This is a genomic window from Neotamlana laminarinivorans (assembly GCF_020523925.1).
GTDB classification, from domain to species: domain Bacteria; phylum Bacteroidota; class Bacteroidia; order Flavobacteriales; family Flavobacteriaceae; genus Neotamlana; species Neotamlana laminarinivorans.
This window is the reverse complement of sequence record NZ_JAJAPW010000007.1, coordinates 73011-88816: the sequence shown is the minus strand read 5'-3', so window position 1 is coordinate 88816 and position 15806 is coordinate 73011. Positions and strand designations below refer to the sequence as shown.

The window sequence follows — 15806 nt, the reverse complement described above, 5'->3', positions numbered from 1 at the left end:
TATGAAAAAACTCAGCTTAATACTCATTACGTTCATAACTTGTTTGGCCTGTGCTCAACAAAAAGAAACCGAAATTATTGCCGAAACGCCCACTAATATTAATTATACTACAGAATTAATTGTTCCAGATTTATTTAACCCTTGGGGAATGGCATTTTTACCAGACGGAAGTATTTTAATAACCGAAAAATCTGGTGAGTTAATTCATTACAAAAACGGAAAAACAACTTCAATCTCTGGTTTACCCGAAATATATGTTCGTGGTCAAGGCGGATTTTTAGATATAGAAGCTCACCCAAATTATAAAAATAATGGCTGGATTTATTTTACTTATGCATCACCCGAAGGTGAAGGCAGCGGCGGTAACACAGCGCTTATGCGTGCAAAAATTAAAAATAACACATTAGTAGAAAAAGAACTTTTATACAAAGCCACACCAAACACAACTCGTGGCCAACACTTTGGGTCTCGCATAGCTTTTGATAATGACGGTTATTTATATTTTTCTGTGGGCGAACGCGGACAGCGTGATGTAAACCCTCAAGATATAACAAGAGATGGTGGCAAAATTTACAGATTAAATGATGATGGTTCTATCCCTAAAGATAACCCTTTTGTAAGCACAAAAAATGCAAAAACGGCAATTTACAGCTACGGGCATCGTAATCCGCAAGGCATGATAAAACATCCTTATACCGGAGCAATTTGGGTACATGAACACGGTCCAAAAGGTGGCGATGAGATTAATATTATAAAAAAAGGAGCTAACTTTGGTTGGCCTGTAATTTCGTATGGTGTAAATTATAGTGGCACATCTTTTACAGATATTACAGCAAAAAAAGGCATGGAACAACCACTCTTTTACTGGGTGCCTTCTATAGCACCAAGCGGAATGGCTTTTGTAACCTCAGAAATATATCCAGACTGGAAAGATAACATTTTGGTTGGCTCTTTAAAATTTATGTATTTAGAGCGCTTAATATTGAAAAATGATAAAGTTGTTAAGCGTGAAAAACTATTTGAAGGTTTAGGCAGAGTTAGAAATGTAGTTCAAGCTCCTGACGGATACATTTACGTAGGCATCGAAAATTATGGTATAGTTAAAATAGTTCCTAAAAAATAAAATATGAAATCAACTTCAATTTTTATAGTAATTCTAATTTCAGTTTTGTCTATTAACAATTTACAAGCACAAGATAAAAAACTCGAAGAAAGTGTAAAACGTGGTGAATCTATTTATCAAGATTTCTGCATGACTTGCCACATGGCTAATGGTGAAGGTGTGAAACGTGCATTTCCGCCTTTAGCAAAATCTGATTATTTAATGCAAAACAGAGAAGCCAGCATTAAAGCTATTAAATATGGACTTAGAGGCACCATTGAAGTAAACGGAAACACCTACAAAGGCATGATGGCTCCTATGGGCTTAAGCGATAAAGAAGTAGCCGATGTTATGAACTATATTACCAATAGTTGGGGTAACGAGAATAAAAAAATAATTACAGAAACAGAGGTTTCTAATATTAAAAAGTAAAATTCTTTTTAGCTTTAGCTTAGCAAATAGTTAACTTTGTAACCTAAAAAAATTACTTTTTATGTTAGTTATTGGTATTGCAGGCGGTACAGGTTGTGGTAAAACAACGGTTGTAAATCAAATTTTAAAAGAACTTCCAGAAGGCGAAGTTGGTATATTATCACAAGATTCTTATTATAAAGATACGTCTCACCTATCGTTCGACGAGCGCGTTAAAATAAACTTCGATCATCCAAGATCAATTGATTTTGATTTAATTGAAGAACACCTAACCGAATTAAAAAAAGGGAATGCCATAGACCAACCTGTGTATTCGTTCGTTAAACATAATAGAACTGGTGATACTATTCACACATTACCAAGAAAAGTAATGATTGTTGAAGGCATTTTGGTGTTAAGCAACCCCGAATTGCGTAAAATGTTCGATATTAAAATATTTGTACATGCCGATAGCGACGAACGCTTAATTCGTCGTTTAAGACGAGATATTACAGAGCGCGGACGTGATTTAGACGAGGTTTTAAACCGATATAAAACCACATTAAAACCAATGCACTCGCAATTTATTGAGCCTATGAAAGAGTATGCAGATATCATAATACCTAACAACCACTACAATACTGTTGCTATAGATATTGTAAAAACTATAATTAACGACAAACTGTAATAGTACAATGAAAACCTTCAAAAATAAATACCTAAAACCATTTAAAAATTGGTTTATACTTATACTGGTTATTTTTGCGGTTTGGATGTTTTTTTTCGATGCCAACTCGTGGCTTATTCATCATGAATTAAATACAGATATCGAAAATTTAGAAAAAGAAAAAGAGTATTACAGAAAAGAAATTGAAAAAGATAAAAAAGCCTTAAAAGAATTAAGTACAGACGAAGGCTTAGAAAAATTTGCTCGCGAAGAATATTACATGAAACGCGAAAACGAAGAAATATTTATTATAGAATACGAAGACAGCCTTAAAACCGAATAACAATGAGCCAAAAGTTGTTTAACGATTTTAATGCTGTTTCAGCCAAACAGTGGAAACAAAAAATTCAGTTTGATTTACAAGGTGAAGATTATAACAATGCCTTGGTATGGAAAACTAATGAAGATATTTTAGTTAAACCCTTTTATCATGCTGATGATTTTAAAACACCACCTCCACTCCACAACACCAAAGCTTCAGAATGGAAAATAGGGCAAAATATTTTTGTTGCAGATACTAAAAAATCTAACTTAAATGCTATTAAAGCTATTGAAAATGGCGCAGAAAGTATTGCTTTCATTATTGCTTCAGATGAAGTTTTAATAACAGAACTGCTACAAAATATAGATTTAAATTTAGTTGAAATACACCTGAACTTAAAATTTTCACCAGAAGCTTATTTAAAATCAATTCCTTTAAATACAAACGTTTTTGTTCATACAGATATCATTAATAATTTAGCAGAAACAGGGAATTGGTATAAAAATTTAAACCACGATTTTTCATCATTTTTAAACAGTTACACATATATAAATAGTATAACAGTTAACTCAACTTTGTACCAAAATTCGGGTGCAAATATGGTGCAGCAATTAGCCTATGCTTTAGCACATGCTAACGAATATATTAACCAATTAGAAATTGCTGGTAAAAACCTAACTCATATTATACCTAATTTTAAGGTCGCAATTGGCTCCAACTACTTTTTTGAAATTGCTAAGTTAAAAGCCTTAAGATTACTTTGGGATTCACTAGCGAAAGCTTACAACATAACATCAAAATGCAATATTATAGCAATACCAACCAAACGAAATAAAACGCTATTGGATAAAGAAAATAATATTACCCGAACCACTACAGAATGTATGAGCGCTATACTTGGTGGGGCAAATACTATTTTTAATCTTCCGTTTGATGCTATTTATAAAAAAACAAATGCGTTTAGTACCCGAATAGCAAGAAATCAATTATTAATTTTAAAACATGAAAGTTATTTTAACAAAGTAAATAACCCAACAGACGGTGCTTATTATATTGAAACAATAACCCAGCAATTGGCAGAAAAAGCGCTAGATTTATTTAAAAATATTGAAAAAAACGGCGGCTTTTTAAAACAATTAAAAACAGGAACTGTACAACGTAAAATAAAAGAAAGTGCCCTAAAGGAAGAACAACAATTTAAAAACAACGAACTTATTATTGTTGGCACTAATAAATATGAAGCCAACGAACATAACATAAAGAACAACATAGAAATTTATCCGTTTGTTAAAACAAAACCAAGAAAAACTTTAATAGAACCCATAATTGAAAAACGTATTACCGAAAACTTTGAAAAATCACGATTAAATTATGAAAACTAAAATTACATTTTTAACACTAGTTTTATCTATTTTACTAATTAACTGTAAACAAAAACCAGAATTTAAAAATTATAAATTTGCAGATAAACCGTTGGTTTTTAATTGCCCTACCATAAACGAAAAACTATTTAGTGAAGCTGTTTACGCCTTCGAGCAAGACATTTATAATCATTATAACAAAAACAGAACAAATCCTTCTTTACCTGTGGCTTACTCACAATTTCTTAGAAATAGTGTGTATGGAAATGTTCCCTTTTCAGAAATAATTACACCACATACCTTAAAAATATTAAATGTTTTAAAACAAGATGAAGATTTATGGCAGTTAACAGAAAATAGTAATTTAAATTACCACAGTAACTTATTAAAATGTATATCTTCTGGAATAAAAGATACAAATTTAAGAACCACGTTAAATGCTTTAATTGAAACCAATAGCATGTCTCCAAAACTTTTTGGTACACCTTTAATGAGTCGCTATAAATTTTTAAATTCAGATAAACTCTTGTCTGCCTATGTAGCCTTCGATATGTATTATGCCAAAATGTATAATGAAGATTTTACTAACATAACATTTAAAAACACAGACTCTTTAACACCAAAAACGCAAGAAAACAAAAGATTACCAATACCAAACAAACACTAATTTTTTTTGAGAAAAAACCTTCAACATATAACATTAAACTCCGAAATTATAAAGGAAAATGTCGATTCTTCTGTATTTAAAAACGCCGAAGACATCGAGTTTAAATCTTTATATTCATATAAAGATATTGAAGGTTTAGAGCATATAAATTTTGCTGCTGGAATTCCTCCATACTTACGTGGTCCATACAGCACCATGTATGTAAAAAAACCATGGACTATTAGGCAATATGCAGGTTTTAGCACTGCAGAAGATAGTAATGCGTTTTACTTGAATAGTTTAAAAGCTGGTCAAAAAGGCTTATCAGTTGCTTTTGATTTGGCTACGCATAGAGGTTACGATTCCGACCATTATCGTGTGGTTGGCGATGTTGGTAAAGCTGGAGTTGCCATTGATACTGTTGAAGATATGAAAATATTATTCAACGATATTCCTCTCGATAAAATTTCAGTATCAATGACCATGAATGGCGCTGTTCTTCCCATACTAGCATTTTATATTGTTGCTGCCCAAGAGCAAGGTGTAAAGTTAGAACAGCTTTCAGGCACCATTCAAAACGATATTTTAAAGGAGTTTATGGTGCGCAACACCTATATTTATCCGCCAAAACCATCAATGAAAATTGTGGCTGACATTTTTGAATACACCAGTAAGTTGATGCCTAATTTTAATAGTATAAGTATTTCTGGTTACCACATGCAAGAAGCTGGAGCAACCTGCGATATTGAGCTTGCTTACACATTATGCGATGGTATAGAATACATAAAAAAAGGACTAGAAATTGGTTTAAATATTGATGATTTTGCTTCTCGATTATCTTTTTTTTGGGGTATTGGCATGAACCATTTTATGGAAATTGCCAAAATGAGAGCAGCCAGAATACTTTGGGCTAAATTGGTAAAACAATTTAACCCGAAAAATCCTAAATCATTAATTTTAAGAACACATTGCCAAACTAGTGGTTGGAGTTTAACCGAGCAAGACCCATACAATAATATTGCTAGAACAAGTATTGAAGCCACCGCTGCAGTATTTGGAGGCACGCAAAGTTTACATACAAATGCTTTAGATGAAGCTATTGCTTTACCTACTAATTTCACATCAAGAATTGCACGAAACACTCAAATTTATTTACAAAAAGAAACAGGTATTACTAAAACTGTAGATCCGTGGGCTGGAAGTTATTTTATTGAAAAACTTACTAAAGACATTTACGATAAATCATGGAAATTGATCCAAGAAATTGAAGATTTAGGCGGCATGACTAAAGCTATTCAAGCTGGTTTACCTAAACAACGTATAGAAGAAGCAGCTACAAAAACACAAGCTCGCATTGATTCTGGTAAAAATATAATAGTTGGTGTAAACAAATACCAATTACAAAATGAATTACCTATAAACATTTTAGAAATTGATAACCAAAAGGTTAAGCAACAACAAATAAAACGTTTAAAATCGATTAAATTTACACGTAATGATTCAGCAGTTAATGTTGCTTTAAAAAATATTACTACTGCAGCTACTAATTTTGTAAAATCTGAAACAAAAGCTTCTGGGTTTAACGAAAATTCAAATTTATTAGCCTTAGCTATTACTGCCGCAAAACAACGTGCTACTTTAGGAGAAATAAGCGCAGCTTTAGAAGTAGCTTTTGGACGACACAAGGCACAAGCAAAATCATTTTCCGGTATTTACGGCAAAGAAATTGAGAGCGATAATGTTTTTTTAGAAGCCAAAAAATTGGTTAAAGACTTTATAAAAAAAGAAGGAAGCAATCCTCGAATTATAATTGCTAAATTAGGTCAAGATGGTCATGATCGCGGTGCAAAAGTTGTTGCATCAAGTTATACAGATATAGGTTTTGATGTAAAAATAGCTCCACTTTTTCAAACCCCAAATGAAATTGTTAAACAAGCCATTGAAAACAATGTGCATGTTATAGGCATATCTAGTTTAGCAGGCGCCAATAAAACACTACTTCCGCAACTTATTAATGACTTAAAAGCTTTAAATCGAACCGATATTATGGTTATTGCAGGCGGTGTAATACCCAAACAAGATTATAAATTTTTGCTAGATGCTGGGGTTGAATCAATTTTTGGATCTGGCTCTAAAATAACTGTTACTGCCATACAATTATTAGAACGTTTATTAAATAAGTAGTAATAGTAAAATTATCGCATAAAAAAAACCCATATAACATATATGAGTTTTTTTAAGTTTTTAAATTAGCTAACCTTTTGTTGCTCATTTAATGAAGCTGATTTTTTAAGCATTTGCAGTTCTTGCCTAATTTCTTCTTTTCGCTTATTAAAAGCATTTACTTTAGCATCAATTAAAGCTTGGTTTTTTAAGCGACGTTCGCGCCTAATTTCACGTCTTTTTAGTTCTTCTTCTTCAATTTTTTTCTGAGCCATTTTTTCTCTAAAAACAGACCAATAGGAGTAGCCATACATACTTAAAAATAATAATGCTACTATACCTAAAATTACATAACCGTTTTCCATGACTTAATGAGGGATTAATTAATTAATATTTTTATGCGGAAAACTTGTGTATTTTTAATTACTAACACAGTTCTAGAATAAAATTAATAAACTTTAACCAATACATAAAATAAAAAAGTTAAAGTACTAAAAAAGAGGTTAAAATAATTTTAAATAAAAAATCTCTTAGAATTAATGGCTTAATTCTAAGAGATTTTTTATTTATTAATTTTGTTTATGCCTTTATTTATCTACAACATCACCAGTCCATTGTAGCATGCCGCCTTCTAAATTATAGGCGTTATTAAAACCAAGTTCTTCCATTATTTTACAAGCTTGCCCACTTCTGTTTCCAGAACGACAATACACGTAATAATTCTTAGTTTTATCAAGCTTATCTATTTCTTCAATAAATTCTTGACCTTTATAAATATCTAAATGAATGGCGTTTGGAATAATACCATCTGCTACTTCAGCATCTGTTCTTACATCCAAAATTACAGCATTAGCATCATCAGCTAACTGCTCTTGCCATTCGTCTTGTGTTAAATCTTCCATTTTTATAACTTTAAAATTGTACTACAAAATTACTATATATTTAAGTTTAGACGAAAAAAAACTGAAGTTTTACAAAACTTCAGTTTTATATAAACCAATATATATCTTATTAATTAGCTACTTTTATTGAGCAACCAATGGCTTTTGTTTCTGTTTCTTTTATTGGTGTTCCTGCTATTAAGGCATCAACCGCATTTTCAACATATTTTGTAGTAACTGCCGATGCATCTTTATAATTATTGTCTATTGCACCAATATAAGACACTACAAATCCTGCTTCTGTTCTATCTAAAACAAATACGTGAGGTGTTTTAGTTGCTCCAAATTTTGGATAAACATCTTGTTTTGCATCAATTAAATAAGGAAAAGTAAATCCTTTTTCCTCGGCACGCTTTTTCATTGATGATAAATCGTCATCTGGTTTTACACTTGTATCATTTGGCATAATAGCGACTACAGGGTATCCTTTATCTGCATATTTTTTATCTAACGCGATTATACGATCTTCATAAGCAACAGCGTACGGGCATGTGTTACATGTAAATGTTACTATAACACCTAGCTCGTCTTCATAATCGGATAAGGAGACCATTTCTCCATCGATATTTTTTAATTTAAAATCTTCAACAATATCTCCAATATTATAGCCGGCATATTCTGCTGTTGGTTTTAATGTAAAGGCACTAACAAGCCCAACAACGCAAACAGCTAAAATTAATTTAATTGATTTTTTCATAGGTTTTAATTTAAAAATGGTTTTAGTTCGTTTTCTAACTCTTCAAAGTTAAAAGATTGTTCAAAAAATAATTTTTTATTTTTATTATAGATTAAGGTTGCCGGAATAGAGCCCGACCAGTTTTCATTTACTTTAGGAATCCAAGTATTCATATCTGCATCATCCAACACTAAAACCTTAGATTTTAATTTATGCTCTTTTATAAATGGTTTCAATTTTGTGTCGTATTGATGTGGAAAATCTAAACTTACTAATAAAACTTCAACGCTTTTATCCTTATACGCTTCATTTAATTGCTCAAAATAAGGCAACTCTTTTACACAAGGCGCACACCAAGTAGCCCAAAAGTTAACCACATATGTTTTATCATCTTTAAAATTTAAAAATTTCTCTAAGCCATTAAAGTCATATACTTCAAGAGCTTCACTAGTTTTATTTACGGTAGCAGCTTCTTTTTTATTAGTTTCTTTATTGGCTTGGGCTTCTTTTTTACAGCTTATTAATGCAAAAAATACAATAAAAATAAGTTTTAGTTTCATAAGTTTAAAAATAATCAACTAATTTCTGATTTTCTAATAGTTTAACAAACTTTTAATCAAAAAATCTTTTAAAGTTTTGGGTAATACTATTTTCATTTTTATCTTTGAAGCAACAAAAACAAAACAATGAAAAATTTATTAAATAATACTTGGTGGTGGTGTTTACGTAACTAACGTTCGTGAAGCAAATTCCTCGTATATTTAATTTAAAAATATCATAAAAGGCTTGTCATTCGCGACAGGCCTTTTTTAATGGTTTTAATCAAACTATTTATTTTGAAAAACAAACTAAATGAAACAATACAAATTACATACGTACTATAAAAAAATATTAACCGACACCATAACTCCGGTTACCGTTTACTATAAAATACGCGACAAATACCCAAACAGTATTTTACTAGAAAGTGGCGATTACCACCGCAACCACAAAAACTTTTCGTACATCTGTTTTAACCCAATAGCATCAATTAAAGTTGAAAACGAAGTTATAAACGAAACTTTTCCAGATGGTAGTTCGACTGAAGTTAATATTACAGATCAAGTTAGTGTTGTAGACGAAATTTACAATTTTACCCAAAAATTTGATGTAGAATCTGAAGAAGATTTCAAGTTTATAAACAACGGTATTTTTGGTTATACGGCTTATGATGCTGTTCGTTATTTTGAAGATATCAATATTAGTAAAAAAGACGATTCGGTTACCATTCCAGACATGTATTATGCGGTTTATAAAAATATAATAGCCATAAATCATTTTAAAAATGAAGCTTATATTTTTGCGCATTGTCCAGAAGGTTCAGAAAACAATATTCATGAAATAGATAAATTAATAAACGTGCAAAACTTTGCGTCATATAAGTTTAGTGCCAAAAATGAAATTGCATCTAATTTAACCGACGACGAGTTTAAAGAACAGGTAAAACTAGCTAAAAAACATTGCCAACGTGGTGATGTGTTTCAATTAGTATTATCGCGCCGTTTTTCTCAAGAATTTACTGGCGACGATTTTAATGTATATCGTGCCTTACGAAGTATAAATCCGTCGCCATATTTATTTTATTTCGATTATGGCGATTTTAAAATATTTGGTAGCTCGCCAGAAGCGCAACTTATTGTAAGTAATGGTTTAGCCGAAATTCACCCCATTGCAGGAACTTTTAAACGCACAGGCGATGAAGAGCAAGACGAAATTTTAGCAGAAAAGCTAAAAAACGATGACAAAGAAAATGCCGAACACGTTATGCTTGTCGATTTAGCTCGAAACGATTTAAGTCGACATGGAAACAACGTAAATGTAGAAACATATCGCGAAGTTCAATTTTTCTCGCATGTTATCCATTTAGTAAGTAAAGTAATTGGTAAAAAACACGACACGACTTCTACAATGCAGGTCGTTGCCGACACCTTTCCAGCAGGAACTTTAAGTGGAGCCCCAAAGCACATGGCTATGCAACTTATTGAAAAATACGAAAAAACAAGTCGTGGCTATTACGGCGGCGCCATTGGTTTTATGGATTTTGAAGGAAACTTTAACCACGCCATAATGATTCGTACCTTTTTAAGTAAAGATTACAAATTAAACTGGCAAGCCGGAGCGGGAATGGTTTCAAAATCGAATGAAGAAAGTGAAACCCAGGAAGTTTACAACAAACTAGGTGCGCTTAAAAAAGCTATTAAAGTGGCTGAGGAAATATAGCCTAAGTTTGAAGTTTGAAATATGATTTTTTGGTTCGTTTTGTATCAAGACAAAATGAACATTTGAATTAATAAAAGATAATTTAAAAAAGATCCTGAAACAGGTTCAGGGTAACAACTATGAAAAAAATATTAGTTATAGACAATTACGACAGTTTTACATATAATCTTGTACATTATTTAGAAGATTTAAACTGTGAAGTTACCGTTGTTAGAAACGATAAATTACAATTAGAAAATGTTGAAGCATTCGATAAAATTGTATTATCTCCAGGACCAGGAATCCCAGATGAAGCTGGCCTTTTAAAAGCTATTATTGAAAAATATGCAGCAACAAAAAGTATTTTTGGTGTGTGTTTAGGGCAACAAGCTATTGGTGAAGTATTTGGAGGTTCTCTAGAAAATTTAGACGATGTTTACCATGGCGTTGCAACCAACGTAACTTTAAGTGTTGATGATGAATATATTTTTGAAGGTTTAAATAAAAACATCGAAGTTGGCCGTTACCACTCATGGGTTGTAAACGCAAATTTACCAGAAAGTTTAGAAGCAACATCATTTGATGAAAATGGGCAAATAATGTCATTACGCCATAAAACATTCGATGTTCGCGGTGTGCAATACCACCCCGAATCGGTTTTAACACCAGACGGAAAAAAAATATTAGAAAACTGGGTGAATCATTAGAAGATGGAAGTTTGAAGTTTGAAGTTTGAAAGATTAAAATTTTAGAATAGAACAAGAAATAAAAATTGAAAAAATTCAAGTCCCTTTTCAATTCGTAGAATTGATCATCAAGGCGCAGAATAGATGAAGAAAAGCTCCGAAATCAGGAGAACGCAGTTCGGCGCGGAGTTTTCAAATCGGTTTTTCTTCAGACATAAATCTGAAGAAAAAATTCCTCGACTTGAATGTCCTTTTTTGATTCGTTTTTTGGACAAGCAAAAAATGAATAAATAAAATAGATTTCCGCTTTCGCGGAAATAAAAAAGAACAATTAATGAAAGACATACTAAACAGACTAATAAACCACGAAACCCTCACCACACAAGAGGCAAAACAAATTATTGTAAACATATCCAACGATATGTACAACCCTAGCCAAATTGCATGTTTCTTATCGGTTTTTATGATGCGAAGCATTACTTTAAATGAGTTGCAAGGCTTTAGAGATGCGCTACTAGAACTTTGCATTCCTATCGATTTAAGTGAGTTTAATGCCATAGATATTGTAGGAACTGGTGGAGATGGTAAAAACACATTTAACATTTCAACTTTATCATCTTTTATAACAGCAGGTGCCGGTGTTCGGGTTTCAAAACATGGTAATTATGGTGTGTCATCAACATCTGGTTCTTCAAATGTTATGGAGCATTTGGGTGTTAAATTTTCGAACAACGAAGATTTTTTAAAACGCTGTGTAGACCAAGCCGGAATATGTATTTTACATGCACCACTCTTCCACCCTGCCATGAAAAATGTAGCACCAATTAGAAAAGAACTAGGTGTAAAAACATTTTTTAACATGTTAGGGCCAATGGTAAATCCTTCGTTTCCAAAAAATCAATTATTAGGTGTTTTTAATTTAGAAGTGTTGCGTTTGTATAGCTTCCTATATCAAAATACCGATAAAAATTACAATATCGTTTTTGCTCTTGATGGTTATGATGAAATATCCCTAACCGGAAAAGCTAAAATAGTTTCCAATCATTCAGAAACTATTTTTTCGCCAGAACAATTAGGGCTTAAAACCATAAAACAAGAAGCCATTTATGGAGGCGATACCATTGCAGATGCTGCAAAAATATTTGTCGATATTATTTCAGGAAAAGGTAGCGAAGCCCAAAACAATGTGGTTTGCGCTAATGCAGGATTAGCCATTGCAACAAGTAAACAAATTACACATAAAGCCGGTTTTGAACTAGCCAAAGAATCGCTTTTTTCAGGTAAAGCAAAACAGAGTTTAGATAAATTAATTGAATTGAGTAAATAGATTTAGTAGAAGTTTGAAGTTTGAAGTTTGAAGTTTGAAGTTTGAAGTTTGAAGTTTGAAGTTTGAAAGATTAAAATTTTAGAATAGAACAAGGAAAAAAATAGCAAAAAAGCAAGTCCCAAATTTCGACACAGTCGAAAGTATCAATCTACAGAAATAGAGAGCGAAAAACGGAATTGCGAAGCGCAGCTTCAAGCATTAAGTTTTTAAAGCGAATGTTCCGAAGGAATTTCCTTAGATTGATTTGATTTTTTGGTTCGTTTTGTATCAAGACAAAATGAACATAATAAAATAAAAAAATGAATATTTTAGACAAAATAGTAATAGATAAACGCAAAGAAGTAGATTTAAGAAAATCCTTAATCCCTATCTCACAACTAGAACAATCTGTTTTATTTACAAGAGCAACCACTTCTTTGGCTCAAAATTTAAAAAATAGTAAATCAGGAATAATCGCTGAGCATAAACGACGTTCACCTTCAAAATCTGTTATAAATAACGGTTTAAATGTTCAAGATGTAGCCTCAGGTTACGAAAACGCAGGCGTTTGTGGTATGTCGGTTTTAACCGATGGAAAATATTTTGGTGGTTCTCTAGACGATTTATTAACGGCAAGAGCCAGTTGCAATTTACCGCTATTACGCAAGGAATTCATTATTGATGAATATCAAATTGTTGAAGCCAAAGCTTACGGCGCCGATGTTATTTTACTAATTGCAGCTATTTTAACCAGAGACGAAATCAAGCAATTTTCAGAATTAGCCAAAAGCTTAAAATTAGATGTGCTTTTAGAAGTTCATAACGAAGAAGAATTACACAAATCTATAATGCCAAGTTTAGATATGTTAGGCGTTAATAACCGAAATTTAAAAACGTTCGATGTTAGCCTAAACACTAGCAAAGCATTAAGCAAAATAATTCCTAACAATTTTGTAAAAGTATCAGAAAGTGGCATAAGCAATATTGAAGCTATTAAACAATTACAACCTTACGGCTACCAAGGTTTTTTAATAGGAGAAAATTTTATGAAAACCGATAATCCTGGTGCAAGTGCAACAGAATTTATTAAAAATCTAAGTTAATTCACCCACATTATCAGAATTCATATTCCAACACACAGAAAATGAAAGACACTTCAAACATAACACAACAAGCTACAAAACAAACCGATAGCGCAGCTATAAAGCTTAAAATATGTGGTATGAAATACCAAGATAATATCGAGCAAGTCGCATCGCTTCAACCCGATTATCTTGGCTTTATATTTTACGATAAAACACCTAGAAATTACGATGCTAAAACCATTACAAATGTTCCAGAATCCATAAAAAAAACTGGCGTTTTTGTAAATGCCGAAATTAGCACCATTATTAAAACTGTAACCGATTACAACTTGCAAGCGGTGCAACTTCACGGTCACGAATCGCCTTATTATTGCAGTATTTTAAAGTCTACCAAACTTTTCACAAAAAATAAAGTTGAAATTATTAAAGTGTTTTCTGTAAACGAAAGCTTCAATTTTAATCAATTAGAGCCTTACGAAGTGGTTTGCGACTATTTTCTGTTCGATACTAAAGGCAAACTTCCAGGAGGTAATGGTTACAAGTTCGATTGGAGTTTGTTAAACAATTACCCATCAACAAAACCCTTCTTTTTAAGCGGTGGTATTGGCTTAAGCGATGTAGATGTAATTAATAAATTTAAAACTAGCGAAGCCTCAAAATACTGTTATGCTATCGATATAAATAGTAAATTTGAAATTGAACCCGGACTTAAAAAAGTTTCGGCCTTAAAAGCATTCAAAAACCATCTCAATAATAAAAACATGAATTTATATAATGTAGATGAAAAAGGTTATTACGGCGAATTTGGCGGTGCATACATTCCAGAAATGCTCTATCCAAACGTCGAGGAGTTACGCCAAAAATATTTAGAAGTAATGAGCGAACCTTCGTTTAAAGAAGAATTCAATCAACTTTTAAAAGATTATGTTGGGCGCCCATCGCCATTGTACTTTGCAAAACGCCTTTCAGAAAAATACAATACCAAAATTTATTTAAAACGCGAAGATTTAAATCATACCGGTGCACATAAAATAAACAATACTATTGGTCAAATTTTAATGGCAAAACGCTTAGGTAAACACCGCATAATTGCTGAAACTGGCGCAGGCCAACACGGTGTTGCAACTGCCACCGTTTGTGCATTAATGGGCTTAGAATGTATTGTGTATATGGGCGAAATTGACATTGCACGACAAGCTCCAAACGTTGCCCGTATGAAAATGCTTGGCGCGACAGTAGTTCCTGCAAAATCAGGAAGTCGTACTTTAAAAGATGCCACTAACGAAGCCATTCGCGATTGGATTAACAACCCCATAGATACGCATTACATTATTGGTTCTGCTATTGGTCCGCACCCATATCCAGACATGGTCACCCGTTTTCAAGCTGTAATTTCAGAAGAAATTAAATGGCAATTACTAGAGCACGAAAACAAAGAAAACCCAGATTATGTTGTGGCATGTATTGGCGGAGGCAGTAACGCTGCAGGAACCTATTACCACTATTTACACGACGAAGATGTAAAAATTATAGCTGTTGAAGCTGCTGGTTTAGGTGTAGATTCTGGCGAAAGTGCAGCCACATCGGTATTAGGAAAAGAAGGTATTATTCACGGCTGTAAAACGTTGTTAATGCAAACTAACGACGGACAAATAACAGAGCCCTACTCTATTTCGGCAGGTTTAGATTATCCTGGAGTTGGCCCAATGCACGCACATTTAGCAAAAACAGGTCGTGCGGAATTTATGTCTATTACCGACGACCAAGCCATGAATGCCGGTTTAGAACTATGTAAACTAGAAGGTATTATTCCAGCTATAGAGAGTTCGCACGCCTTGGCCATTTTCGAGCAAAAAACATTTAAACCAGACGACATTGTAGTAGTTAGTTTATCGGGACGTGGCGATAAAGATTTGAATAATTATATTGAGTATTTTAAAATATAACACAATAATTTGGGCGTTACCACAAGGGTCGGGCTTTCGGCAGTCGCTCTCCAAGAGGAGCTCCAACAATGCCTCAATCCCTAACGCGAAACAAACAATTAGTAATAATTAAAAACAAATTAAACAAAAAGTCGAGTCCCTATTTCCGATAATATCGGAATCATCAAAAATCAGAAATAATGAACGAAAGAGTGACGTTGCGAAGCGAAGCTTCAAGCACAAAACTCTAAAAGTGAATGATGCTTTAGCAATTTCC

The 15806-nt window shown here is 32.6% G+C and carries 16 protein-coding genes and 1 pseudogene; 13 read left to right on the top strand and 4 right to left on the bottom strand.

What is annotated here, in order from left to right; genetic code table 11:
• Window position 1: 1 nt before the first annotated feature.
• The 7 genes from LG649_RS14245 to scpA all read left to right on the top strand — a co-directional run bounded on the left by LG649_RS14245 (window position 2) and on the right by scpA (window position 6693).
• The gene (locus LG649_RS14245) at window positions 2–1123 is read left to right on the top strand and encodes a PQQ-dependent sugar dehydrogenase (RefSeq protein WP_226544494.1); all 1122 of its coding nucleotides are present in this window, start codon (window positions 2–4) and stop codon (window positions 1121–1123) included.
• Window positions 1124–1126: 3 nt separating this feature from the next.
• Complete coding sequence (locus tag LG649_RS14240; RefSeq protein ID WP_226544493.1) at window positions 1127–1534, top strand: c-type cytochrome; 408 nt, start codon at window positions 1127–1129, stop codon at window positions 1532–1534.
• Between the two features lie 61 nt (window positions 1535–1595).
• Window positions 1596–2201 carry a uridine kinase gene (gene udk / locus LG649_RS14235; protein ID WP_044632449.1) on the top strand — a complete coding sequence of 202 codons (606 nt, stop codon included), beginning with the start codon at window positions 1596–1598 and terminating at the stop codon, window positions 2199–2201.
• Between the two features lie 7 nt (window positions 2202–2208).
• On the top strand, window positions 2209–2523 hold the full coding sequence (locus LG649_RS14230) for an FtsB family cell division protein (RefSeq protein WP_226544492.1): 315 nt from the start codon (window positions 2209–2211) through the stop codon (window positions 2521–2523).
• A gap of 2 nt (window positions 2524–2525) precedes the next feature.
• Window positions 2526–3884 (top strand): methylmalonyl-CoA mutase subunit beta, encoded by a 1359-nt coding sequence (locus LG649_RS14225; protein WP_226544491.1) that lies wholly within the window; start codon window positions 2526–2528, stop codon window positions 3882–3884.
• Entirely contained in the window at window positions 3874–4530 is a 657-nt protein-coding gene (locus LG649_RS14220) for a hypothetical protein (protein ID WP_226544490.1), read from the top strand. Before LG649_RS14225 ends, LG649_RS14220 begins: the two co-directional genes overlap by 11 nt.
• 6 nt (window positions 4531–4536) lie before the next feature.
• Window positions 4537–6693 carry a methylmalonyl-CoA mutase gene (scpA, locus tag LG649_RS14215; protein ID WP_226544489.1) on the top strand — a complete coding sequence of 719 codons (2157 nt, stop codon included), beginning with the start codon at window positions 4537–4539 and terminating at the stop codon, window positions 6691–6693.
• 65 nt (window positions 6694–6758) lie between these two features.
• On the opposite strand, the gene LG649_RS14210 is transcribed toward scpA, so the two are convergent.
• The 4 genes from LG649_RS14210 to LG649_RS14195 form a co-directional block, all read right to left on the bottom strand.
• Window positions 6759–7037, bottom strand: a complete 279-nt coding sequence (locus LG649_RS14210) for a hypothetical protein (RefSeq protein WP_226544488.1) — start codon at window positions 7035–7037, stop codon at window positions 6759–6761.
• Between the two features lie 222 nt (window positions 7038–7259).
• Window positions 7260–7574, bottom strand: a complete 315-nt coding sequence (locus LG649_RS14205) for a rhodanese-like domain-containing protein (protein ID WP_226544487.1) — start codon at window positions 7572–7574, stop codon at window positions 7260–7262.
• Between the two features lie 109 nt (window positions 7575–7683).
• Window positions 7684–8310 carry a thioredoxin family protein gene (locus tag LG649_RS14200; RefSeq protein WP_226544486.1) on the bottom strand — a complete coding sequence of 209 codons (627 nt, stop codon included), beginning with the start codon at window positions 8308–8310 and terminating at the stop codon, window positions 7684–7686.
• 5 nt (window positions 8311–8315) lie between these two features.
• The gene (locus LG649_RS14195; protein ID WP_226544485.1) at window positions 8316–8849 is read right to left on the bottom strand and encodes a TlpA disulfide reductase family protein; all 534 of its coding nucleotides are present in this window, start codon (window positions 8847–8849) and stop codon (window positions 8316–8318) included.
• 292 nt (window positions 8850–9141) lie between these two features.
• On the opposite strand from LG649_RS14195, the gene LG649_RS14190 reads away from it, so the two are divergent.
• From LG649_RS14190 to trpB, 6 genes and pseudogenes are all read left to right on the top strand, one after another.
• On the top strand, window positions 9142–10548 hold the full coding sequence (locus tag LG649_RS14190) for an anthranilate synthase component I family protein (protein WP_226544484.1): 1407 nt from the start codon (window positions 9142–9144) through the stop codon (window positions 10546–10548).
• 119 nt (window positions 10549–10667) lie between these two features.
• Window positions 10668–11234 carry an anthranilate synthase component II gene (locus tag LG649_RS14185; protein ID WP_226544483.1) on the top strand — a complete coding sequence of 189 codons (567 nt, stop codon included), beginning with the start codon at window positions 10668–10670 and terminating at the stop codon, window positions 11232–11234.
• 313 nt (window positions 11235–11547) lie between these two features.
• On the top strand, window positions 11548–12540 hold the full coding sequence (trpD, locus tag LG649_RS14180) for an anthranilate phosphoribosyltransferase (protein WP_226544482.1): 993 nt from the start codon (window positions 11548–11550) through the stop codon (window positions 12538–12540).
• Window positions 12541–12839: 299 nt separating this feature from the next.
• Window positions 12840–13622 carry an indole-3-glycerol phosphate synthase TrpC gene (gene trpC / locus LG649_RS14175; protein WP_226544481.1) on the top strand — a complete coding sequence of 261 codons (783 nt, stop codon included), beginning with the start codon at window positions 12840–12842 and terminating at the stop codon, window positions 13620–13622.
• 41 nt (window positions 13623–13663) lie between these two features.
• Window positions 13664–14329 (top strand): annotated as a pseudogene (locus tag LG649_RS16405) (phosphoribosylanthranilate isomerase); the annotation flags it as partial.
• 36 nt (window positions 14330–14365) lie between these two features.
• Window positions 14366–15550 (top strand): tryptophan synthase subunit beta, encoded by a 1185-nt coding sequence (gene trpB / locus LG649_RS16400; RefSeq protein WP_317197666.1) that lies wholly within the window; start codon window positions 14366–14368, stop codon window positions 15548–15550.
• The last annotated feature ends 256 nt before the right edge of the window (window positions 15551–15806 follow it).

Bases quoted from the DNA above. Each gene is read 5' to 3' on its own strand.
- LG649_RS14245 (WP_226544494.1), top strand. From the start codon at position 2: ATGAAAAAACTCAGCTTAATACTCATTACGTTCATAACTTGTTTGGCC.
- LG649_RS14240 (WP_226544493.1), top strand. From the start codon at position 1,127: ATGAAATCAACTTCAATTTTTATAGTAATTCTAATTTCAGTTTTGTCT.
- udk (WP_044632449.1), top strand. From the start codon at position 1,596: ATGTTAGTTATTGGTATTGCAGGCGGTACAGGTTGTGGTAAAACAACG.
- LG649_RS14230 (WP_226544492.1), top strand. From the start codon at position 2,209: ATGAAAACCTTCAAAAATAAATACCTAAAACCATTTAAAAATTGGTTT.
- LG649_RS14225 (WP_226544491.1), top strand. From the start codon at position 2,526: ATGAGCCAAAAGTTGTTTAACGATTTTAATGCTGTTTCAGCCAAACAG.
- LG649_RS14220 (WP_226544490.1), top strand. From the start codon at position 3,874: ATGAAAACTAAAATTACATTTTTAACACTAGTTTTATCTATTTTACTA.
- LG649_RS14210 (WP_226544488.1), bottom strand. From the start codon at position 7,037: ATGGAAAACGGTTATGTAATTTTAGGTATAGTAGCATTATTATTTTTA.
- LG649_RS14205 (WP_226544487.1), bottom strand. From the start codon at position 7,574: ATGGAAGATTTAACACAAGACGAATGGCAAGAGCAGTTAGCTGATGAT.
- LG649_RS14200 (WP_226544486.1), bottom strand. From the start codon at position 8,310: ATGAAAAAATCAATTAAATTAATTTTAGCTGTTTGCGTTGTTGGGCTT.
- LG649_RS14195 (WP_226544485.1), bottom strand. From the start codon at position 8,849: ATGAAACTAAAACTTATTTTTATTGTATTTTTTGCATTAATAAGCTGT.
- LG649_RS14190 (WP_226544484.1), top strand. From the start codon at position 9,142: ATGAAACAATACAAATTACATACGTACTATAAAAAAATATTAACCGAC.
- LG649_RS14185 (WP_226544483.1), top strand. From the start codon at position 10,668: ATGAAAAAAATATTAGTTATAGACAATTACGACAGTTTTACATATAAT.
- trpD (WP_226544482.1), top strand. From the start codon at position 11,548: ATGAAAGACATACTAAACAGACTAATAAACCACGAAACCCTCACCACA.
- trpC (WP_226544481.1), top strand. From the start codon at position 12,840: ATGAATATTTTAGACAAAATAGTAATAGATAAACGCAAAGAAGTAGAT.
- trpB (WP_317197666.1), top strand. From the start codon at position 14,366: ATGAATTTATATAATGTAGATGAAAAAGGTTATTACGGCGAATTTGGC.